Genomic DNA, 20,572 nt, shown 5'->3' on the forward strand with positions numbered 1-20,572 from the left:
GCCTATCCCCGGCGGATCGTGATCGTCGTCCAGGCGCCGACGTGCACCCGGTCGCCGTCCTGGAGCGGCACCGGCACGAAGGGCTGGATCGGCTCCTCGCCGCCGTTGACCGTCGTACCGTTCGTCGAGTTCTGGTCGACGACCGCCCAGTTGCCGTCCTGCTGCTGCACCAGCACCGCGTGCTGGTGCGAGACGCCCGGGTCCTCCGGCGGCACGGCCAGATCGATGTCCGGGGTGTCGCCGGTGGAGTGCCGGCGGCGGCCGATGGTGATCTGGTTGCCGGTGAGCGTGCGCTGCTGCTCCGGCGAGTACGCGGGCAGGTTCAGGCCCGCGGCCTCGGGGCCGGAGCGCTGCATCATCGCCATGAAGTAGTCGCGGTCCGGGCCGATCGTCGCCGACCAGGTCGTGGGCTGCTGGGGCCGCTGCGGCTGCTGCGGGAAGCCCTGGCCGGGGCCGGGCGGCGCCTGGGTGGCGCCGGGCTGCGGGTAGCCGTAGCCGCCGCCCTGGGCCGGACCCGGGCCGTTCGGGCCACCGGGACCGCCCGGGCCGCCGGACGTCGGCGGGGAGAGCACCCAGTCGTCGTCACCGCCGCCGAAGGACGGGCCGCCCTGCTGCGGACGGTTGGTCTCCTGCGGGAAGGCGGGCGGGGCCGGCGGGCCGGACTGGAACCCCTGCGGGCCGCCACCCGGGCCGCCAGGGCCACCGGGCGGGACGGGCCCGGGCGGAGGCGGGACCGGACGCGACGGATCGGTACCGAAAGCGGGCGGGGACGGGGGGCCGGAGGGGCCGCCCGGGCCACCGGGTCCGCCCGGACCGTTGGGGCCACCGGGGCCGCCGAAACCGCCCGGGCCACCGGGACCGTTGGGACCACCGAAACCACCGGGGCCGTTGGGACCACCAGGACCACCAGGACCACCAGGTCCGCCGGGCCCCTCAGGACCACCGGGCCCACCAGGACCGCCGAATCCGCCCGGGCCGTTGGGCCGGTCCGGGTTGCCGTAGCCGCCGGGCCCACCGGGACCGCCGGGCCTGTCGGCACCGCCGGGTCCACCCGGCCCACCGGGACCGCCGGGGCCGAAGGGGCCACCGGGTCCGCCCGCCGGACCCCCGGGGCCACCGGGTCCGCCCGGACCACCGCGTCCCGACGGGTCGGCGCCGAAGGGCGGCGGGCCCGGGGGAATCGGTTCGGCGGGGCGGTTCACCTGGGAGGGCCGGGAGCCCTGGTAGTCGTACGCGTCACCGCCGCCGTAGGACGGGCCCGCCGAGGGGCCGCCCGGCGGCTGCCCGAAGTGCGGCGCCGGCGGGCGCGGGGCGGCCGGGGTGTACGAGGTGGCGGTATTGGTCAGGAAGTTCCACCGGCACTCCTCGCAGAACGGCGCACCGCCCTCACGCGGCGTGCGGCACTGTGGGCACAGCTGCGGCTCGCCGCCGGGACCACCGGGACCACCGCCGGGACCGCCACCAGGACCACCGCCGGGGCCACCCGGGCCGGCCGGCGGCGGGAAGCCGTAGCCGCCGCCCGGGGGCGGTGGCGGCGGAGGGGGCGGCACGGCACCGGCCATGCGGTGACCGCAGACCTCGCACCAGTCGTCGGAACCCGACTGGTGTCCGTTCGGGCAGGTCGGCATGTCGGGGCTTCCCTCTCTAGCGGGCGTGTCGCGCGGTTGTTGTGCGTCACTTCTTTACACGAACAGTCTTTGTCGACCGGGTTTCGAGAGTCATCTCGTCGGCCTCCTCGACCTTCGCTTTCAGTCGCACAGTACCTGCCGCCGCGTCCACCACGTCCACCACCTTGGCGAGCAGTTTCGCCGTATCGGCGTTTCCGGAGGCCCCGGCGAGCTGAACCGCGCGGCCCAGTTTGGCCGTTGCTCCGTCGATGTCTCCCGCTTTGCGCAGATCCAGCCCTTGCTGGATGGCTTGTGCCAGTTCGGCCTGCCCGGTGTAGTGGGCGACTTGGGGGTTGATCGACGTGGAGGCGGCCATGTCGTCCGTCCACACGGCCCGTACAAGACCCTGCGCGCCGAGGTTCTGGACGCTGCCGTCGGGCTCCGGGACGACCAGAGAGACGCGGGCGGCGAGCATCTCCTGGCCGAGGCCCGCGGCCGGGACCTCCACGCAGACGTGGTAGTCACGGGACTCGTCGCCCCAGGAACCGGTGGGGTAGTCCCCGGCCCGCGGTCCGGCCCCGGTGCGGCGGCCGGTCAGCTCCTCGACCGTCGGCGCGACCTGCTTGACGAACCTGACCGTGGTGCCGACCGGAGTCCACAGGCGCAGTGCGACGTCCGCGACCTCCTTGCCCATGGCCGTCTCCATCATCCGCGTGAAGTCGGCGGCCAGGCCCGCCGGATCGGCGACGATGTCGGCGGTGCCGAGCAGGGCGGAGGCGATCCCTGTGACTTCTTTCACTTCCCAGTCGGTGCCCACGCCACGGGCGTCGCAGGTGAAACGTCCGGCGCAGGCGTCGAGCGCGGCCCTGAGGTCCTCGGGGGACTCGTGCTCGTTGCGGCCGTCGGTGAGCAGGATGCCGTGCCGGATGGCGACGTCCGCGGTGGACAGCAGCCGGTCGGCCAGCCGCAGCCAGGTGCCGATGGCGGTGCCGCCGCCCGCACCGAGGCTGCGCAGCGCCTGCTTGGCCTGCTCCCGGGTGGTGGCGTCGGCGACCGCGAGCCGGCCGCCGCCCGGGTAGACCTCCTGGGCCACGTGGGTGCCGGCCACGACCGTGAAGTGGACGCCGTCGCGCAGGGTGTCGATCGCGGCGGACGTGGCGTCGCGGGCGTTGCGCATCTTGGTCGGCGGGTAGTCCATCGAGCCCGAGCAGTCGACCAGCAGCGCCACGGCGGCGGACGGGCCCTGGCCGGGCGAGTACAGGTGGGGCGCGGCGACCGCGCTCCCGATCGTGCCGCCGCCCGTCGCGGTGACCGTCACGATGGCGTTGACCTCACGGCCGCCGTCGGGCAGGTACTCGTTCTGGTAGACGTCCACCGCGAACTGCGGCACGTTCGACTTCGAGAAATTGGCCATGCCGGATCGCATCCCCCTCTACGTCCCCCGATGGCGGGGTCCTGGCTCGTCGGCGCGGACCGCCCCCTGCGGTCCGCGAGGCCGCCCCGACCCGTACCCGTGCGGGGGCCTCAGGCCGATCCTGCCCCCTGCGGCGGGGCCGGGAACGGGAGGAGGGCCACTGTTACGTTGTCGTGGCCCCCGCCGTCCAGGGCGTGGCCCACCAGAACGCGGGCGCCGTGCAGCGGGCGGGCGGCGGCGTCCAGGGGCACGGCGTCGGCCATCTCCTCGGCGGACTCCGCGTAGTTCCACAGGCCGTCCGTGCAGACCACGACCAGGCCGGGACGGTCCGGCTTGAACGACGCGGTGTGCGGCTCCAGTTCGTAGGCGTCGGCGCCCAGCCAGCCGGTGATCGCGTGGGCGCGCTCGTCGGCGTAGGCCTCGGCCTCGTTCATCAGGCCCGCCGCGACCATCTGCGCGGCCCACGAGTCGTCCTCGGTGAGCCGGGCGGGCGGGGTGGAGCGGTCGGCGGGCACCCAGTAGACGCGGCTGTCGCCGACCCAGCCGACGACCAGCAGACCGGCGGTCACCACGGCGCCGACCAGGGTGCAGGCGGGCGCGTTCTGGTGCGGGGCCTGCTCGCGGGCGGTGGCGGGCTCGTCTGCCAGCGCGTTGACGGCGTGCGAGGCGGCGAGGATGGCGTCGTGCATGGCCTGCTGCGGGTGCGTGCCGCGCGGCAGGGCGCCCAGCAGCGACTCGCCGGCCGCCCGGGACGCGGCGAGGGAGGCGTCGTCGGGGCGGGTCGCCGAGGACACGCCGTCGCAGACGATCGCCACCGAGGCGGGGGCGCCGTCGGGCAGCGCGGTGCAGCCCACCGAGAACGCGTCCTCGTTGCGGTGGTGGCGCAGGCCCCGGTCGCTGACGGCGGCGATCGGGCCCGACTCCTGCTCCATGTGGTCGCGTTCGCGGGGCTGGGCGTGCCCGCAGTTCTCGCAGTAGCCGTCGTCGTCGACCCGGCCCGCACGGCAGGCGACGCACACCTTCTCGGCGGCGGCGGGCTCGGCGTGCGCGGCCTGAGCCGGTGCGGCGGCGTCCTGTGCGGCGGCTTCCTGTTCGGCGGTCAGCCGCGGGTCGGGGGCCTGAAGGGGGTACTCGTCGGGCTCGTCCGGCCGGTCGAACCGTACGCCGGGCGCGGCGGACTCCGGAGCCCCGGGAGGCGCCTGTGGCGGTGGCGGTGGCGGCAGCGGGGAGCCGCCCGAGTCGGTGCCCGGCAGTTCGGCCGCCGCGTGCACCGGGGCGGGCCGGCCGTGGCCGTCCGAGTCCCGGGCCACGGGCCAGTCCACGCCGTCCGGTGCGGGCACCGCGCCGTTGACGACGAGGGTGGGGCTGTCCTCGGGCCGCGCGGGCACCACGGACAGGTCGTATCCGCACGCACCGCAGAAACGGTCACCCGGCTCGAGGGGTTCCTCGCAGCTCGGGCACTTCCGCACAGCGGCCTGCTGGGGCATCTGCGACATCAACTACACCCACGTCCGGGGGCGGTAACGATTGGCACGTTCCACCAGGTCGATCCTTTCCTCGCCGCCCCGCGCCAGCCGCGCCAGCGTGCGGTACGAACGCTCCAGGCCGAAACGCAGGCCGCGTTCGTCCAGGCCGCTGCCGAGCAGCGTCCGTCCCCCGGCGGCGGGAGGGACGGAACCCCGACCTCCGGAGAGTACCCAGTCCAGCGCGCAGCCGAGGACCTCGGCCGACAGCTGCTCGCGCCGCGCCGGATCCAGACCGTACACGTCCAGTGCCTCGACCTGCCGCGCGGCGGCGAGCAGATCGTCCAGGAACCCCAGGTCGCCCGCGGCCGCGGTGCGCTGCCGCAGCCGCGCCCGTACGGCCGCCACCCGCGCCCCGGTGCAGTGCACGGACGTCTCCGGCACCGACTCCAACGTCCGTACGGCACCGGCCCGGTCACCGCCGGCCAGCTGGACCCGGGCCAGCCCGAACGCCGCGCTGACGTGGCTCGGGTCGGAGGCCCACACCAGCCGGTAGTACTCGGCGGCGTTGTCCAACTGCCCCAGCACCTCGGCGCACAGGGCGAGCGCCAGCTTGGGCGCGATCTCGCCGGGGAAGGCGTCGTAGACCGCGTCGAAGGCCAGCGCGGCGTCCTCGTGGGCGCCGGTCACCAGGGCGGCGAGGCCGCGGTACCAGACCACCCGCCAGTCGTCGGGGCGTTCGCCCTCCAGGTCGCCCAGAACCTCCAGCGCGCCGGGCGCGTCGCCGTTCTCCAGCAGGGCCCGGATCTGCCGCAGCCGCGTCTCGGCCGACGGCGCCGGCGCGGCGGCCAGCGCGGTCAGCAGCTCGGCCGGCGCGGACGCCATCAGGCCCGCCAGGAAGCCCGCGTTGGGGTCGCCGGCGTCGACCCGGGGGACCGGCAGCGCGAGCGTGGCGGTGGGCGCGTCGGCCGCCTTGACCAGGCCCGAGGCCCCGGCGTCGAGACCGCCGACCGTGCTCACGGCACCCGGCAGCGACGCGCTCGCGCCGCCCGGCGCACCCGTCGTCGTGCCCACCGCGCCCACCGGTACGGCACCGGCGCCGGCCGGCGGGGCGTGCGCGACCGTCCCGCCCGGCGCACCCACGGCAGGACCGGACCCACCCGGCAGCGCGGGACCCGGCCCGCCCGCCAGGGCCGCCCCGGAGCCGCCCCGGCCGCCCCGCGTACGCACCGTCCTGGCGCCCAGCCGCGACACCTCGCCGTCCAGCCGCGGGAACAGCTCCGTGTCCGTCACCCGCACCTCGGGCCCGAACAGCGTGGACACCGCGGGCCTGGCCCGGCCCGTCTGGAGCGAGACCACCTCGCGCAGCACACCCGTCAGCTGTTCCGCCATCTCCTGCGCGGACGCGAACCTGCGGGCCGGATCCGGGTCGGTGGCCCGCACCAGCAGCCGGTAGAACGACTCGTACCGCCGGAAGACGTCGATGTGGTCGGGGTCCGGCAGGGAGTCCGCGTAGACCGTGGTGTAGCCCTGGAAGTCGAAGGCCAGCACGGCGAGGGTGCGCCCCACCGTGTACAGGTCGGACGCCACCGACGGGCCGACGTCGGCCACCTCCGGGGCCTGGTAGCCCACCGTGCCGTAGATGGCCGACTCGTCGTCGTCCATGCGGCGGACCGCGCCCATGTCTATGAGCTTGAGCTGGTCCTCGGTCTGGATGGCGTTGTCGACCTTGAAGTCGCAGTACAGCAGTTTGCGGCTGTGCAGGTGGCCGAGCGCCTCCAGCGCCTCGATGCCGTACGCGCAGGCCTGCTCGACCGGCAGCGGGTCGCGCCGCCCGTCCGGGGAGCGCCGGGCATTGGCGATCTCCTTGAGCGACTTGCCGCCGACGTACTCCATGACGATGTACCCGTCGAGGGAGCCGGTGCGCTGGTCGAGGTGCTCCACGAAGTTGTAGATCCGCACGATGTTGGCGTGCTCGATCTCGGCGAGGAAGCGCCGCTCGGAGATCGCCGCCGCCATCGCGTCCTGGTCGCCCGTGTCCAGCAGGCCCTTGAGGACCACCCAGCGGTCGGAGACCGCCTTGTCCACGGCGAGGTAGATCCAGCCGAGGCCGCCGTGCGCGAGGCAGCCCACCACCTCGTACTGGCCGTGCACCACGTCCCCGGCCTTCAGCTTGGGCACGAACGAGTACGGGTGGCCGCACTTGGTGCAGAAGCCCTCCGTGCGGCCCGGCCGTTCGCCGCGCGCCCGCCCGACCGGCGCCCCGCAGTCCGAGCGCGAGCAGAACCGCTTGCGCTCGGGCACCTCCGGGCGGTCCATCACCATCTCGCGCGGGTCGGGCCGCGGCACCGCCGGCACCTCGACGAGACCGACGCCGAGGCGCCCGCGCCCGGTGGAACCGGTACCCGAACCCGAGCTGCGCACGGACACCGAACGCCCCGTGGAGCGGCCCGACACGGCCCGCGAGAGCCGGCCCGACACCGAGCGCCGGGACTTCGACGACTGCGAGGACGTACGGGAACCGCGGGCGCCGGAGCGGGAACCGGCGCTGCCCGACGAACCGCGCGAGCCTCGGCCGCCCCCGGTGACGCCGGTCGGGGACGCGCCGAGCGCGCCGCCCGCCGCGACGACCGGCGCCAGACCGCACGTGTCGCAGTACAGCTCGCCGCCGCCCATGTCCTCGTAGGACCCGTCGCAGCCGGGACGCTGGCACGTCCGCCCTGCCTCACTCATGACGCTGCCTCCCCCTTCTCGCACACGCGCCGGATGCCGCCGGCGCGCCTGTTCGCGCTCGCGCGCCGGTGGCCGCTCATGCGCCGGGCCCCGTCCGGTCCACCGGGCCGCCCTGGCCGGGCACGCGCGGTGCGGTGCCGAGCAGTTCGGCCGCCGCGTGCTGGTAGCGGAGCACGGCCTGCTCGGCGACGCGCAGGTCACAGGGCGCGCTCCACAGCATGCGGCGCGCCCTCTCGTACTTCTCGGCCAGCTCCGGGTCCTCGGCGTGGCCCAGCCGTGCCATCTTCGCCTTGTACGCGTCCAGCCGGCCGCGCAGCTCGGCACGGACCGCGAGCGGCGCGGTGACCGCCGTCAACGACTCGCGGGCCCGCAGCAGTTCGTCCTCCGCCTTCTCCTCCAGGGACTCCAGGAGCGGCGACAGACGATGCCACTGTGCGTGCCTGCGGTACTCGGCCGCCGCCGCCAGCTGCTCCTGGAGCACGATCGGCGGCCCGCCGACCACCGGCACCTCCGTCGCGGCGATCTTCGCCAGCACCTCGCCGCGCGCGGTGCGGGCCTCGGCGAGCGTGCGGTCGGCGCGCGAGAGCACGTCCCGCAGCCGCACGATGCGCTGCTCGGCGTCCTGGCGCACGGCCAGCACCGCGTCGATCTCGCGGCGCACCTCCTCGAGCGCCAGCGCCTCCCGGTCGTACACCGTCGTGTCGGGGCGGCCGCCGCCCGGTGCCGAACTGCCCTGCGCGGGCGTCCAGAAGGCCAGCGGGTCGGAGACCACCTGCTCGCGCAGCCGCGTCAGGGTGCGGGTGATCCGCTCCAGGTCGTCGCCGGACGGGTGCTCGCCGGGGCGCACGCCCACGGAGTGCGCCAGCTTGCGGGTGCGCTGCAACTCGGCGGCGAGTAAATCGATCCGGGCGGGCAGCGCCGACCACACCGCGTCGGCGGCGACCACCAGGTCCAGGGAGGTCGCGTAGAGCTGGTTCATCCGGTCCACCAGCGCCACCAGCGTGTAGCGCTCGCTGAGCCGGCCCGGGCCCCCGTCCGGGGTGGGCGCGCCGGCGGTGGCGACGGCGCCGCCGGACACCGTGACGGCCTCGCCGCTCAGCAGCTCCATCAGCTCCACCAGGTCCTCGCGGCTGGACCAGCGGCGCCGGGAGCGGATCTCCCGGGCGGTGCGCAACGCGCCCGTGTACGCGTCGAAGTAGGTCCACAGCAGCGTGATCGACGCCTCTGCGGCCGCCCAGCGCTCGGCGGTGACGCCGGTCAGCTCGGCGCCCTCGAGGAGTCTGCGGCCCGCGTGGTCCTGGAGGGCGAGGAGCGAGGTCTCGATCGCCTCGTGCTCCGCGCCGAGCCGCGCCAGCGCACGGTCCACCTCGTCCCGGTCCATCACCGGCCCGGTGGGTCCCGTGTCGCCCATCGATCACCTCTCGCCGTCGCGGACTTGCGTGTGCCGTGCGTGTGTTCTCGTGCGTTTCGTGCGTTTCATACGTTTCGGTGCTGCGTGTGCTGCGTGTGCTGCGTGTGCTGCGTGGGTGCTTTTTCCGCCCGCGCCGCGGGCCGTCAGCCCTTGCGCAGGTATCGCGGGGGCGGCGGCAGCGACTTCGCCGCGTCGTCCATGGTCCCCGACAGCCAGCGGTCGTACGAGTGCTGCCACCCCTCCGCCCCGTCCGCGCGCCACTGCTCCAGGACCCGGTTGACCCGGCGTACCAGATCGTCGGCGTCCTTCTTCATCGCCACGCCGTAGTACTCGGTGGTGAAGGCGTCGCCCTTCAGCTCGACCGTCGGGTCCTGCGCGGCCTGGCTGGCGGCGAGGGCGCCGTCGGTGACCACCGCATCGACCTCACCGAGCTGGAGCCTCACCAGGCAGTCCAGTTGGTTGGGCACGGTGGTGCGCAGATCGACGCCCTCGGGCAGCGTGCCGTCCGTCCGGTCCTGCTCCAGCGTGCTCAGCGCCGTCGAACCCGCCGCCGTGCAGATCTCCGTGTCGGCCAGGGAGGGGTCGTACCCGGTGATCTTCGAGGACTTGGGCGCCAGGACCTGCTGGCCGGTGCGGAAGTAGGGGGCGGAGAACGCCACGTCCTTCATCCGGTCGCAGTTGATGGTCATCGTGCGGACCACCATGTCGACCCGGCCGTCCTGGATGGCGGGGATGCGCTGGTCGGTGGGGATGGCCTTGAACTGCACGGCGTCCTCGTCGCCGAGGACGTCCTTCGCGATCCGGTGTGCCAGGTCGATGTCGAAGCCCTCCAGCTCGGCGTCGCCGCCGCTGTTCGGGTCACGGTAGCCCCAGCGGTAGCTGTTCTGGTCGACGCCGACGATCAGCTTGCGCTTCTCGCCCTCGCGGGCGCGGATCGCGTCGATGGTGGGCCCGTCGTCGCCGGACGGGGCAAGGGTCTGCTTCTCCGGGTCCGTGCACTCCTCGGCGGCCCGTGCCTGGCTGCCGTGGGCGACGCCGTGGCCGCCGCCGTCCGCACCACCGCCACCCGCGTCGCCGGGTGAGTGGACCGACGGCAGGAGCAGGGCGGCCAGCACCGCGAGGACGCAGGCGAGGGCCATCGCCCCCACCCCGCCCCAGCCCTTCAGGCCGGTCCGCAACCGTCGCGCACGCATCCTCACGCCTCCCTTCCCGGGTACCGCCGCCACGGGCTTCATGGGCCCTCCTTCCCGCCCGCCCGCCGGGTCCGCGGCCCGCTTCACCGGTACTCCGACAGCCTGCGGCCGATGCCTATGAGCGCGCCGGCCGCGCCCAGCGCGGCGAGCACGCCGGCGCCCTGGGGCAGGTAGCCCATCGCGTCCAGACCGTCGCCCGCCGCCTGCTCGAACTCCGCCTTCTCGTGCTTCAGGGCGGTGGCGAGCGCGGCGTCGACGCCGTCGAAGCACTCGACCGTGGCGCCGTCGCCGCCGATCACCAGGTCCAGCGCCTGCTGGTAGTTGCCGTTCTCGTCCTGCTCACGGGCCGAGGTGTGCCGCTTCTTCCACTCCGTCATGTTGCCGTTCGCCGTGCCGACCGGCTGTTCGCCGGCCTCGTCGTCGGCGAGCCGCCCCGCCTCGGTCAGCGCCTTGCCGAGGGCGTCCATGTTCTTGCCGAAGGCCAGGTCGTAGGAGTCGTACGTCTTGCCGTCCACCTTGGTGGTCTCGGCGCCGCGGGAGACCAGGGTCAGGTTCTCGTTGCCCCGGGCCTTGAGGGAGGCGATGCGGGCCTCGTTCAGCGCGTTGAGGGAGCGCACGCCGTGCTCGTAGGAGTCGGTCAGCTTCGACCGTGCGATGCCGTGGCCGACGGCCAGCCAGAGCAGCACGATCGCGGAGGCGGCGGTCGCGGCGACCAGGCCGTGGTTCAGGACCCGGTTGGTGCGCCGGTAAGTGCGGTGCTGGGCCCAGGCCAGCGCGGCGAGCAGGACGACGCCCAGCGCGATCGCCGCCCACGGGTAGGGCTTTGCGTCGCCGTAGTCGACGCTCAGCCGCTGGTTCTCCTTGGTGTAGAGGTCCTCCGCCGCCGGGAGCATCTCCTTCTGCATCTTCTCGTTGGCGTAGCGCAGATAGGCGCCGCCGACCGGGAAGCCCTGCCGGTTGTAGGTGCGGGCGCGCTCGACCAGGCCCTTGTACTCGGGCAGCAGCCGGTTGAGTTCGGCGATGGTCTTCGCCGCCGGGGACTTGGGCTCGGAGTTGGCGGCGGCCGTCACGAGCCCCTCGGCGGCCGCGCGGATCCCGTGGTCGTAGCGCGTGCGGGAGTCCTCCGTCTCCTGGCCGCCGGCCAGGAAGCCGCTGGAGGCCGCGGTGTTGGCCTCGGCGAGGGAGCGGTAGATGTCGGCCGCGGCGGAACTGAGCGGCTGGCTGCGGGTCAGTACGTCGTCGGCGGCCGTGGTCCGCTCGTTCATCTGCCAGGCGGTGACGGCGCCGAAGGCGATCACGAGCACGGCGAGCAGCGCGCCGATGATGCGCAGCCGCCCCGGTTCGGTGACCGCCGCCGCGCGCAGCCGGTCCACGCCCTCGGCGAAGGCGGTACGGCGCCGGGCCGGCGGCGACGGGGGCGGTGGGGGAGAGGGAGGCGACGGGGGAGCGGACAACGCACCGCCCGCCCGCGGCCCGGGCACCGGCGCGGAACGAGGCGGTACGGCGGGCGGAGCGGGCACGCCCGTGCCCGGCGGCGGCGCCGCGCCGCCCTTCGGCGGTTGAGTCACTGCTGACCTCCCCCATGGTCATCCGTCGCCGCAAGTATCGCTGCCCGCACCGGTATGCGCACCGGGCTTCACCCGATCTTGATGCGATTCCGGTGCAACGCACCACCCCTGCCCATGAATACGCCACGGGAACCGGTTCGGTTCCCCGTACCGGTTCCCGGTCGCCGACACGGCGGGTGACGGGGCGGGTGACGCGGGTGGGCGCCGGCGGCTCAGGCGGTGAAGTGCTCCCGCGCCCGCTCACCGGCCCCCGGCCCCGCGCCCACGTGGTCGAGCCCCAGCAGCACCGAGCCCAGCACCGGCGGGGCCGTCACCACGCGCGGCACCGCCTTGGGGGCGCGGGCCGCCAGCAGCTCCCGTATCCGGTCGTCGAGCCGCGGGTGCCGGGCCGCCAGCACGCTGCCCCCCAGCAGGACCGGCGCCGGCTCGTCCAGCAGGTCGAGGCGGGTCAGCGCGACCGTGGCCATCGCCACCACCTCGTCGGCCTGCCGGTCCACCACCGACCGGGCGAGCTGGTCGCCGTCCGCCGCCGTGGCGAACAGCACCGGGGTCAGCTCGTGCCGCCGTACCGGCTCGACCCGCCGCAGGTGCAGGGCCTCGATGAGCGCGTACATCGAGTCGAGGCCGAAGTGCGCCGGCAGCGTGCGGGCCAGCTCGGTCGGCTCCCCCCGGCCGTCCTCCGCGCGCGCGGCGTGCCACAGCGCCTCCTCGGCCAGCCCCCAGCCGCCGCCCCAGTCCCCGGAGATGCGGCCGATGGCCGGGAAGCGGGCGGTACGGCCGTCGGGGCGCATGCCGACGCAGTTGACGCCCGCCCCGCACACGACGGCGACCCCCAGCGGCTCGGCGACGCCCGCCCGCAGGACCGCGAACGTGTCGTTGCGGACCTCGACGCTCCCGCCCCACGCGCGCGCGTGCAGCGCGGCGGCCAGCTGTTCCTCCTCCACGGGCAGGTCGGCGTTGGCCAGGCACGCCGACACGTGCTCGACGGAGGTGACCCCGGCCGCCGCGAAGGCCCGCGTCACCGCGTCCGCCAGGGCGTCCACGGCCTGCTCGACACCCACGGCGGGCGGGCGGAAGGCACCGCCGCGTGCCGTGGCGAGGACCTCCCCGTCGGCCGCGACCACGGCCACGTCGGTCTTGCTGTTGCCCGCGTCGACGGCGAGGACGCTTGCGCTCAGGTCCACGCCAGGTGCTCCCGGTTGTGCGCGATCAGCCGGTCGGTGAGCTGCTCGGCGTAGGCGTACTGGCCGACCAGGGGGTGGGCGAGCAGCGCCCGGAACACCCGGTCCCGCCCGCCGCGCAGGGCGGCGTCCAGGGCCAGGTCCTCGTACGCCGTCACGTTCGCCATCAGCCCCGCGTACAGCGGGTCCACCTCCGCCACCGGCAGCGGGGCGGCGCCCTTGCCGCCCACCGCCGCCGGCACCTCGATCACCGCGTCGTCGGGGAGGAAGGGCAGCGTGCCCCGGTTGTAGGTGTTCACCACCTGGTACGGGGAGCCCGCGCCGCCGAGCAGGGCAGCGGCGAGGTCCACGGCGGCCTCGGAGTAGTAGGCGCCGCCGCGCTTGGCGAGCAGCGCGGGCTTCTCGTCCAGGGCCGGGTCGCCGTACATCTCGAGGAGCTGCCGTTCCATCTCCGCGACCTCGGCGGCCCGGGACGGCTTGGTGCGCAGCTCGTCGACGACCTCGTCGTGGGCGTAGTAGTAGCGCAGGTAGTAGGAGGGGACGACGCCCAGGCGGTCCAGGAGCGGCCGGGGCAGACGCAGGTCGGCGGCGACCGCGTCCCCGTGCTCGGCCAGCAGGCGGGGCAGCACGTCCTCGCCCTCGGGGCCGCCGAGCCGTACGGCGGTCTCCCAGGTGAGGTGGTTGAGGCCGACGTGGTCCAGGTGGACGTCGGCGGGCGTCACCCCGAGCAGTCCGGCGAACTTCCGTTGCAGCCCGATCGCCACGTTGCACAGCCCGACCGCCCGGTGCCCGGCCTGGAGCAGGGCGCGGGTGACGATGCCGACCGGGTTGGTGAAGTCGATGATCCACGCGTCCGGGTTGGCCCGGCGCACCCGCTCGGCGATGTCCAGCACCACCGGCACCGTGCGCAGCGCCTTGGCGAGCCCGCCCGCGCCGGTCGTCTCCTGCCCGACGCAGCCGCACTCCAGCGGCCAGGTCTCGTCCTGCTGCCTGGCCGCCTGCCCGCCGACCCGCAGTTGGAGCAGTACGGCGTCGGCGCCGTCGACGGCCGCGTCCAGGTCGGAGGTGGTGACCACGCGGCCACCGTGCCCCTGCCGGGCGAAGATGCGGCGGGCGAGCCCGCCCACCAGCTCCAGCCGGTCCGCGGCCGGATCGACGAGGACCAGCTCCTCCACCGGAAGCGTGTCCCGCAACCGGGCGAAACCGTCGATCAGTTCGGGCGTGTAGGTCGAACCGCCGCCGACCACGGTGAGTTTCATGAAGTCATCAACCCTTTACTCCGGTCAGTGTGACGCCCTCGACGAACGCCTTCTGCGCGAAGAAGAACACGAGGATCACGGGGGCCATGACCAGCACGGTCGCGGCCATGGTGAGGTTCCAGTCGGTGTGGTGGGCGCCCTTGAAGGACTCCAGGCCGTAGGAGAGGGTCCAGGCGCCGGTGTTCTCGGAGGCGTAGATCTGGGGGCCGAAGTAGTCGTTCCAGGCGTAGAAGAACTGGAAGAGGGCCACGGCGGCGATGCCCGGCTTCGCCATCGGCAGGACGACCTTCAGCAGGGTGCGCAGCTCCCCGCAGCCGTCGACCTTCGCGGCGTCCAGGTACTCGTCCGGGATGGTCAGCAGGAACTGCCGCAGCAGGAAGATGGAGAAGGCGTCGCCGAAGGCCATCGGGATGATCAGCGGCCAGAGCGTGCCGGACAGGTCCAGCTGCTTCGCCCAGAACAGGTACATCGGGATGATGATCACCTGCGGGGGCAGCATCATCATCGAGATCACCAGCATCAGGGACAGGTGCCGCCCCCGGAAGCGGAACTTGGCCAGCGCGTAGGCCACCGGGATCGAGGACGCCACGGTGAGCACGGTGCCGAGCCCCGCGTACAGCAGCGTGTTCTTCCACCAGGTGAGGAAGCCGGGCGTGTCCAGGACGGTCCGGTAGTTGCCCCACTCCCAGGTGTGCGGCCACAGGTCGCGGGTGAGGGCCTGCTGGTCGCTCATCAGCGAGGTGAGGACCACGAAGACGAACGGCAGGGTGAAGAAGAGAGCGGCGGCCAGGCCCAGGGAGTGGACGGCGATCCAGTGCAGCAGGACCCGCCGGCGGGCGGTGCGTTCCTCGGTGGGCGGCGGCGTGCTGCCGGCCGCGACGGGCCGGGCCGGCGCCTGGGCCGTCGGTACCTGGGTGGTCATCGGTCACCTGCCTGGAGAAGTCCGCCCCGGCGGCGCATCAGCAGCGCCGTGAACGCCATGGCCAGGGCGAACAGCACGAGCGCGACCACACAGGCGGAGCCGTAGTCGAAGCGCTGGAAGCCGAGGTTGTAGACGAGCTGGGGGAGGGTGAGGGTCGACTTGTCGGGATAGCCCGGCTCGAAGGACTGCCCGGAGCCGCCGATGATCCCGGAGGCGACCTTCCCGGCGACCAAGGGCTGCGTGTAGTACTGCATGGTCTGGATCACGCCCGTGACCACGGCGAACAGCACGATCGGCGAGATGTTCGGCAGCGTCACGAACCGGAACCGCTGCCAGGCCGACGCCCCGTCCAGCTCGGCCGCCTCGTACTGCTCCTTCGGCACGTCCAGCAGCGCCGCCATGAAGATCACCATCAGGTCGCCCACGCCCCACACCGCGAGCGCGGTCAGCGCCGGCTTGGACCAGGCGGCGTCCGTGAACCAGCCGGGCGCCGGTACGCCCAGCCCCTCCAGGACCGAGTTGACCGGCCCCGTACCGGGGTTGAGGAGGAAGACGAAGGCGAGCGTCGCGGCGACGGGCGGGGCGAGGTAGGGCAGGTAGAAGAGAGTCCGGAAGACCCCGGCGCCCGTCCTGATCTTCGTGATGAGCAGCCCGACCCCGAGCCCGAACACCACCCGGCAGGTCACCATCACCAGGACCAGCCAGAGGGTGTTGCGCAGGGCCGGCCAGAACAGCGGGTAGTCCTGGAAGACGTACGCCCAGTTCTCCAGGCCCCGGAACTCCGGGACGCCGAAGCCGTCGTACTTCATCAGCGAGAAGTACACGGTGGACACCAGGGGGTAGGCGAAGAAGACGCCGAACCCGACGAGCCAGGGCGACATGAAGGCCGCCGTCCGAAGCGCCGAGGAACGGCGCTTCGCGCGGAGCGTGTTGGTGGCCATGGACCGCTACTTCGCCTGCGCGATGTCGCGGTCGATCTGCGCGGCGGTCTTCTCCAGACCGGCCTTGAGGTCCTTCACCTTGCCCGACTCGTACTGGTAGCCGAAGTCCTGGAGCGTGAGCTGGTAGGTGGCGCCGTTGACGGAGGCCGGCGGGGAGTTGGACTCGGGGTGCTGGGCGATGTCCAGGAAGGTCTTGAACGCCGGGTCGGTCTTCAGGTCGGGCGACTTGAGGGCCGGGAAGGTGGAGGGCACGTTGCGGATGGCGTTGGCGAAGGAGACGACGGCCTCGGTGTCGGTCGTCATGTACTTCACCAGCTCCCACGCCGCGTTCTGCTTCTTGCTCTGCGGGGCGATGCCCATGACGGTGCCGGAGAGGAAGCCCTTGCCGTACTCGGCCACCTCGTCGTCGGCGACGGGCATCGGCGCGGTGCCGATCTCGAAGCCGACCCCGGCGTCCTTCGCCATGCCGAGCCGCCACTCGCCGTCCAGCTGCATGGCGACCTGGCCGGTGTGGAAGGGGTGCTTGGCGCCCCACTCGTCGCCGAAGGTGTTGCGGTACTTCTCCAGCTTCTCGAAGCCGCCGAGGTCGTCGACGAGCTTCTTCTGGTAGGTGAACATCTCGGCGAACGCCGGGTCCTTGGCGACGCTGGACCTGCCGTCCTCGTCGAAGTAGGCGTGGTCCCACTGGGACATGTAGTGGTCGACGACGGTCTCGTAGCCGTGGTAGTTCGGCATGAAGCCGAGCTGCTGGTACCCGTCGCCCTTGGTCTTCGTCAGCTTCTTCGCCACTTGGGCGAACTCGGACCAGGTCTTCGGCGGGGCCTTGATCCCGGCCGCCTCGAAGGCGTCCTTGTTGTAGTAGAGGCCGTAGGCGTCGCCGAGTAGCGGCAGGGCGCAGCGCGTCCCGTCGAACTGGGTGTACTCCAGCATCGGCTTCGGGATGAGCGCGTCCAGGTCGAGCTTCGACTTCTCGACGAACGGCTTCAGGTCGAGGAAGGCGCCCGAGGAACAGAACTTGCCGATGTTGGAGGTGGTGAACGAGGACACCACGTCGGGGCCGCTCGAACCGCCCGCGCGCAGGGCCTGGTTGAGCTTGTCGTCGTTGATGTTGCCGACGACCTTCACCTTGATGTTGGGGTGCGCCTTCTCGAAGCGGTCCACGTTGGCCTGGACGGCCTTCACCTCGGCGGGGGCGCTCCAGCCGTGCCAGAAGGTGATGGTCGTCTCGGCGTTCGGGTCGTCGGAGGCGCCGGATTCCGACTGGCCGGTACAGGCGGTGGCGAGCAGGGCGAGGGAGGCGGAGGCGGCGACCGCGAGGGCCGCTTTCCTGGATATTCCGGGCATGGCGAAGCTCCCAGGGGCAGGGCGGGGACAGGTGGGTGGGGCGAGTGGGTGGGGCGAGTGGGGCGATGCGGGGTGGGGCGAGTCGGGTGGCGCGGGGGTCAGCGCGAGGTGTCGAAGACCTCGTCGCGGGTGGTCGCGAGCGCGCTCTCCAGCGCACCGCGCAGGACGGGGTGCTCGGTCACGTCACCGACGGCGAGCCGGGGCCGGGAGGCGGCCAGTTCCTCCAGCTCGTCCCGGACCAGGTCGCGCAGCGCCTCGCCGCCCGCGGTGAGCGAGGTGCCGCTCAGGACCACCAGCTCGGGGTCCAGGACCGAGACGAGGGAGGCGAGGCCGGTGGCCAGGCGGGTGGCGTAGGTCTGGAGCAGCCGGCGGTGCGGGTCGTCGTCGTCCTCGGCCCGCGCGGCGCGGGCCACCAGGGCGGCGGCGACCTCGGTGTACGGCCCCGACGGCACGTCGGTGACCCCCAGCTCCCGGGCCAGTCCCGCCAGGGCCTGGGAACCGGCCAGTTCCTGGAAGCCGCCGCTGCCGGTACGGCTGACCTTGCGCACCAGCGGGGCGCCCGGCACCGGCAGGAAGCCGACCTCCCCGGCGCCGCCGGTCCAGCCGCGGTGCAGCCGGCCGCCGAGGACCAGGGCGGCGCCCAGGCCCTCCTGGTTCCACAGCAGGACGAAGTCCTCGTGGTCCCGGGCCGCGCCGAGGCGCTGCTCGGCGACGGCGGCGAGGTTCACGTCGTTCTCGTACTCCACCGGCATCGGCAGCGCGGCGGCGAGTTCGTCGAGCAGGGTGGGGGAGTGCCAGCCGGGCAGGTGGGAGGCGTAGCGCAGCCGCCCGGTGCCCGGGTCGAAGGCGCCCGGCGTGCCGATGACGAGGCGGTGGACGGCGCTGCGGTCGAGACCGGCCGCCTTCACGGCGCCGTCGAGGGCGTCGGTGACCTGCTGCACGACGGGGGTGGCGGGGCGCCGGCCCGGGGTGGGCAGCTCGTACCGGCCGACCGTGCGTCCGGTGACGTCGGCGACGGCGGCCAGGACGCGGTCCGGGCTGACGTCGAGCCCGGCGGCGTACGCGGCGGCCGGGTTGACCTCGTAGAGCTGGGCGCCGGGGCCGGGGCGTCCCTCGGTCGTGCCCCCGGCCAGGACCAGTCCGGCCGCCTCCAGCCGGGCCAGCAGTTGCGAGGCCGTCGGCTTCGACAGCCCGGTCAGCTTGCCGATCCGGGTCCGGGACAGCGGCCCGTGCTCCAGCAGGAGGTCGAGTGCGGCCCGGTCGTTCATGGCGCGCAGGACGCGCGGGGTGCCCGGCGTACCGGCGGTTCCTGCCATGCGTGTCCACACCTGCCTCTCGACCGCTCAGCTTTTCAGGGGGCGGTGGGGAAGTCCACCGCGCGGATCACGGGAAACGTCCTGACCGTAAGGCTGTGCGCGTCTGTTAGGAAAGTTTCCTGTTGGACCGAGAACGTAGGCCCGCCCGCCGGGAGCCGTCAAGAGACCGCCCCCGAGGCAACGCAGTCGTTACCTCGGGAGCGGGAGCGGGAGCGGAGCCGGGGGTGCGGGCCCGGCTGCCCGGTCTACTTGCTGGTGCTGGGCGGCGGAATCGGGGACGCGGCGATGGACTGCGGCGACACGGTGCTCGCGTACGCCGACGGTGCCGCGACGCCCGCCGTCGGGTCGGCGGCGGCCGGGGCGCCCTCCAGCGGGACGGTGGCGCCGCCGACGATCGCGATGCCGGCCGCGTCGAAGGCCCGCTTGATGCGCCAGCGCAGCTCGCGCTCGACGGTGAGGGACTTGCCGGGCATGGTCTTCGCGGACACCCGCACCACCATCGAGTCCAGCAGGACGGAGTCCAGCCCGAGGATCTCGATCGGGCCCCAGAGCATCTCGTTCCAGGGCTCTTCCTTGCTCATCCGCTCGCCCACCGCGGTGAGCGTCTCCTTCACCTTGTCCAGGTTCTCGTCGGAGCGGACGGTGACGTCGACGCCGGCCGTGGACCAGCCCTGGGAGAGGTTGCCGATGCGCTTGACCTCGCCGTTGCGGACGTACCAGATCTCGCCGTCGGCGCCGCGCAGCTTGGTCACCCGCAGTCCGACCTCGATGACCTCGCCGGAGGCCACGCCCGCGTCGATGCTGTCGCCGACGCCGTACTGGTCCTCAAGGATCATGAAGACGCCGGACAGGAAGTCGGTGACCAGGTTGCGGGCGCCGAAGCCGATCGCGACACCGGCGACACCGGCGGAGGCAAGGAGCGGGGCCAGGTTGATCTGGAAGGTGCCAAGCACCATCAGCGCCGCGGTGCCGAGGATGAGGAAGCTGGCCACCGAGCGCAGGACGGACCCGATGGCCTCCGACCGCTGCCGGCGCCGCTCGGCGTTGACCAGCAGCCCGCTCAGCGCGGTACCGCCGGACGTTCCGGTCCGCCGGTTCATCCGTTCTATGAACTTGCTGATCGCCCGCCGCACGACGGCGCGCAGCACCACCGCGATCACCACGATCAGCAGCACCCGCAGCCCGATCGCGAGCCACGTCGACCAGTTCTCCTCGACCCAGCCCGCGGCGTTGGTCGCGCTCTCGTGGGCCTCCCGCAGCGAGGGCACGGTCGGGGCGGAAGGGGTCGGCGAAGGGGAGGGGGACGAACCGGCGGCCGACAGGACGGCGGCGGACAGGGACACGGCGGAAACCTCCAGATGCGGCGGCCCGTCCTGCGCGGTCCGGTCCGAGGTCCGGTCCAAGGTCACGGAAAGGTCACCGGACGGGCAGATGCACCACACTAACGGGGCACCGGACGCGGTTCGGCCCGAAACGGGCGGGCGGGACGCCGCTCACCCCCGCCCGGACTGGTCACGCCCGCGGCCACGGATCCCGTGTGGTCGAAAACACTCCCAGCCCGTTACCGGGACATGGTGGCGCTACGACCAGCCATGAGGGGAGACTGAACCAGATCGTCCCGGCGCGAGCCACGCGCCGCCGACGCCCAAGGAGGCACCCGTGCCGCATGTCCTGGTCCTCAACGCGTCGTACGAGCCACTCGGCGTCGTACCGCTCCGCCGCGCGCTCGTCCTCGTCCTGGAGAACAAGGCCGTGTGCCTCGAGGAGTCCGGCGCCTTTCTGCACAGCGCGACCGTCACCGTGCCCGCACCCAGCGTGGTCCGGCTCAAGCGCTTCGTGCGGGTGCCCTACCGGGGGCCCGTCCCGCTCACCCGCCGCGCCCTGTTCGCCCGCGACGGAGGCCGCTGCATGTACTGCGGCGCCGTCGCCACCAGCGTCGACCACGTCATCCCGCGCAGTCGCGGGGGTCTGCACGCGTGGGACAACGTGGTGGCGTCCTGCCGCCGCTGCAACCACGTCAAGGCCGACCGCCACCTGGTCGAGCTGGGCTGGCGCCTGCGCCACAAACCGGCTCCGCCGACCGGACTGGCCTGGCGCATCATCGGCACGGGACATCGGGACCCGCGCTGGATGCCGTACTTGCAGCCGTACGGCGCGGAGGACGCCATGGCCCGGATCGACGGCATTTCCGCCTGACGGTCCGGGCCTCCGCCTACTCCG

General features: G+C 73.5%; 15 protein-coding genes. 1 reads left to right on the forward strand and 14 read right to left on the reverse strand.

Annotated features, from left to right (window positions below):
• Nucleotides 1–2: 2 nt before the first annotated feature.
• The 14 genes from OHA99_RS24425 to OHA99_RS24490 form a co-directional block, all read right to left on the reverse strand.
• A complete protein-coding gene (locus OHA99_RS24425; protein WP_153179818.1) occupies nt 3–1,628 on the reverse strand; it encodes an FHA domain-containing protein in 1,626 nt (541 codons plus the stop codon).
• A gap of 46 nt (nt 1,629–1,674) precedes the next feature.
• Complete coding sequence (locus tag OHA99_RS24430) at nt 1,675–3,021, reverse strand: VWA domain-containing protein (RefSeq protein ID WP_405697820.1); 1,347 nt, start codon at nt 3,019–3,021, stop codon at nt 1,675–1,677.
• Between the two features lie 110 nt (nt 3,022–3,131).
• Complete coding sequence (locus OHA99_RS24435; RefSeq protein ID WP_366471853.1) at nt 3,132–4,517, reverse strand: PP2C family serine/threonine-protein phosphatase; 1,386 nt, start codon at nt 4,515–4,517, stop codon at nt 3,132–3,134.
• Nucleotides 4,518–4,520: 3 nt separating this feature from the next.
• Nucleotides 4,521–7,217 carry a tetratricopeptide repeat protein gene (locus OHA99_RS24440; protein WP_405697822.1) on the reverse strand — a complete coding sequence of 899 codons (2,697 nt, stop codon included), beginning with the start codon at nt 7,215–7,217 and terminating at the stop codon, nt 4,521–4,523.
• A gap of 76 nt (nt 7,218–7,293) precedes the next feature.
• Nucleotides 7,294–8,628 carry a hypothetical protein gene (locus tag OHA99_RS24445; protein ID WP_405697824.1) on the reverse strand — a complete coding sequence of 445 codons (1,335 nt, stop codon included), beginning with the start codon at nt 8,626–8,628 and terminating at the stop codon, nt 7,294–7,296.
• 143 nt (nt 8,629–8,771) lie between these two features.
• The gene (locus OHA99_RS24450) at nt 8,772–9,821 is read right to left on the reverse strand and encodes a glutamate ABC transporter substrate-binding protein (RefSeq protein ID WP_153179823.1); all 1,050 of its coding nucleotides are present in this window, start codon (nt 9,819–9,821) and stop codon (nt 8,772–8,774) included.
• Nucleotides 9,822–9,904: 83 nt separating this feature from the next.
• Nucleotides 9,905–11,389, reverse strand: coding sequence for a hypothetical protein (locus tag OHA99_RS24455; RefSeq protein ID WP_405697826.1), 1,485 nt, complete (start codon nt 11,387–11,389; stop codon nt 9,905–9,907).
• A gap of 212 nt (nt 11,390–11,601) precedes the next feature.
• Nucleotides 11,602–12,573 carry a BadF/BadG/BcrA/BcrD ATPase family protein gene (locus tag OHA99_RS24460; protein ID WP_366471856.1) on the reverse strand — a complete coding sequence of 324 codons (972 nt, stop codon included), beginning with the start codon at nt 12,571–12,573 and terminating at the stop codon, nt 11,602–11,604.
• Nucleotides 12,564–13,829, reverse strand: a complete 1,266-nt coding sequence (locus OHA99_RS24465; protein WP_153179824.1) for a 6-phospho-beta-glucosidase — start codon at nt 13,827–13,829, stop codon at nt 12,564–12,566. The genes OHA99_RS24460 and OHA99_RS24465 overlap by 10 nt, the downstream gene beginning before the upstream one ends.
• A gap of 7 nt (nt 13,830–13,836) precedes the next feature.
• Complete coding sequence (locus tag OHA99_RS24470; protein ID WP_153179825.1) at nt 13,837–14,751, reverse strand: carbohydrate ABC transporter permease; 915 nt, start codon at nt 14,749–14,751, stop codon at nt 13,837–13,839.
• Nucleotides 14,748–15,692 carry a carbohydrate ABC transporter permease gene (locus OHA99_RS24475; protein WP_153179826.1) on the reverse strand — a complete coding sequence of 315 codons (945 nt, stop codon included), beginning with the start codon at nt 15,690–15,692 and terminating at the stop codon, nt 14,748–14,750. Before OHA99_RS24475 ends, OHA99_RS24470 begins: the two co-directional genes overlap by 4 nt.
• Nucleotides 15,693–15,698: 6 nt before the next feature.
• Nucleotides 15,699–17,036, reverse strand: a complete 1,338-nt coding sequence (locus OHA99_RS24480; RefSeq protein ID WP_381499948.1) for an ABC transporter substrate-binding protein — start codon at nt 17,034–17,036, stop codon at nt 15,699–15,701.
• Between the two features lie 98 nt (nt 17,037–17,134).
• Entirely contained in the window at nt 17,135–18,352 is a 1,218-nt protein-coding gene (locus tag OHA99_RS24485) for an ROK family protein (protein ID WP_405697830.1), read from the reverse strand.
• A 245-nt stretch (nt 18,353–18,597) separates the two neighbouring features.
• Nucleotides 18,598–19,755, reverse strand: a complete 1,158-nt coding sequence (locus OHA99_RS24490) for a mechanosensitive ion channel family protein (RefSeq protein WP_228126326.1) — start codon at nt 19,753–19,755, stop codon at nt 18,598–18,600.
• A 256-nt stretch (nt 19,756–20,011) separates the two neighbouring features.
• On the opposite strand from OHA99_RS24490, the gene OHA99_RS24495 reads away from it, so the two are divergent.
• Nucleotides 20,012–20,548 (forward strand): HNH endonuclease, encoded by a 537-nt coding sequence (locus tag OHA99_RS24495; RefSeq protein WP_405697832.1) that lies wholly within the window; start codon nt 20,012–20,014, stop codon nt 20,546–20,548.
• The last annotated feature ends 24 nt before the right edge of the window (nt 20,549–20,572 follow it).

Origin of the sequence: Streptomyces coelicoflavus (genome assembly GCF_045041415.1) — a bacterium.
Lineage (GTDB): Bacteria > Actinomycetota > Actinomycetes > Streptomycetales > Streptomycetaceae > Streptomyces > Streptomyces coelicoflavus.

Coding starts and splice junctions, on each gene's coding strand:
- OHA99_RS24425 (WP_153179818.1), bottom strand. CDS start 1,628: ATGCCGACCTGCCCGAACGGACACCAGTCGGGTTCCGACGACTGGTGC.
- OHA99_RS24430 (WP_405697820.1), bottom strand. CDS start 3,021: ATGGCCAATTTCTCGAAGTCGAACGTGCCGCAGTTCGCGGTGGACGTC.
- OHA99_RS24435 (WP_366471853.1), bottom strand. CDS start 4,517: ATGTCGCAGATGCCCCAGCAGGCCGCTGTGCGGAAGTGCCCGAGCTGC.
- OHA99_RS24440 (WP_405697822.1), bottom strand. CDS start 7,217: ATGAGTGAGGCAGGGCGGACGTGCCAGCGTCCCGGCTGCGACGGGTCC.
- OHA99_RS24445 (WP_405697824.1), bottom strand. CDS start 8,628: ATGGGCGACACGGGACCCACCGGGCCGGTGATGGACCGGGACGAGGTG.
- OHA99_RS24450 (WP_153179823.1), bottom strand. CDS start 9,821: ATGCGTGCGCGACGGTTGCGGACCGGCCTGAAGGGCTGGGGCGGGGTG.
- OHA99_RS24465 (WP_153179824.1), bottom strand. CDS start 13,829: ATGAAACTCACCGTGGTCGGCGGCGGTTCGACCTACACGCCCGAACTG.
- OHA99_RS24470 (WP_153179825.1), bottom strand. CDS start 14,751: ATGACCACCCAGGTACCGACGGCCCAGGCGCCGGCCCGGCCCGTCGCG.
- OHA99_RS24475 (WP_153179826.1), bottom strand. CDS start 15,692: ATGGCCACCAACACGCTCCGCGCGAAGCGCCGTTCCTCGGCGCTTCGG.
- OHA99_RS24480 (WP_381499948.1), bottom strand. CDS start 17,036: ATGCCCGGAATATCCAGGAAAGCGGCCCTCGCGGTCGCCGCCTCCGCC.
- OHA99_RS24485 (WP_405697830.1), bottom strand. CDS start 18,352: ATGGCAGGAACCGCCGGTACGCCGGGCACCCCGCGCGTCCTGCGCGCC.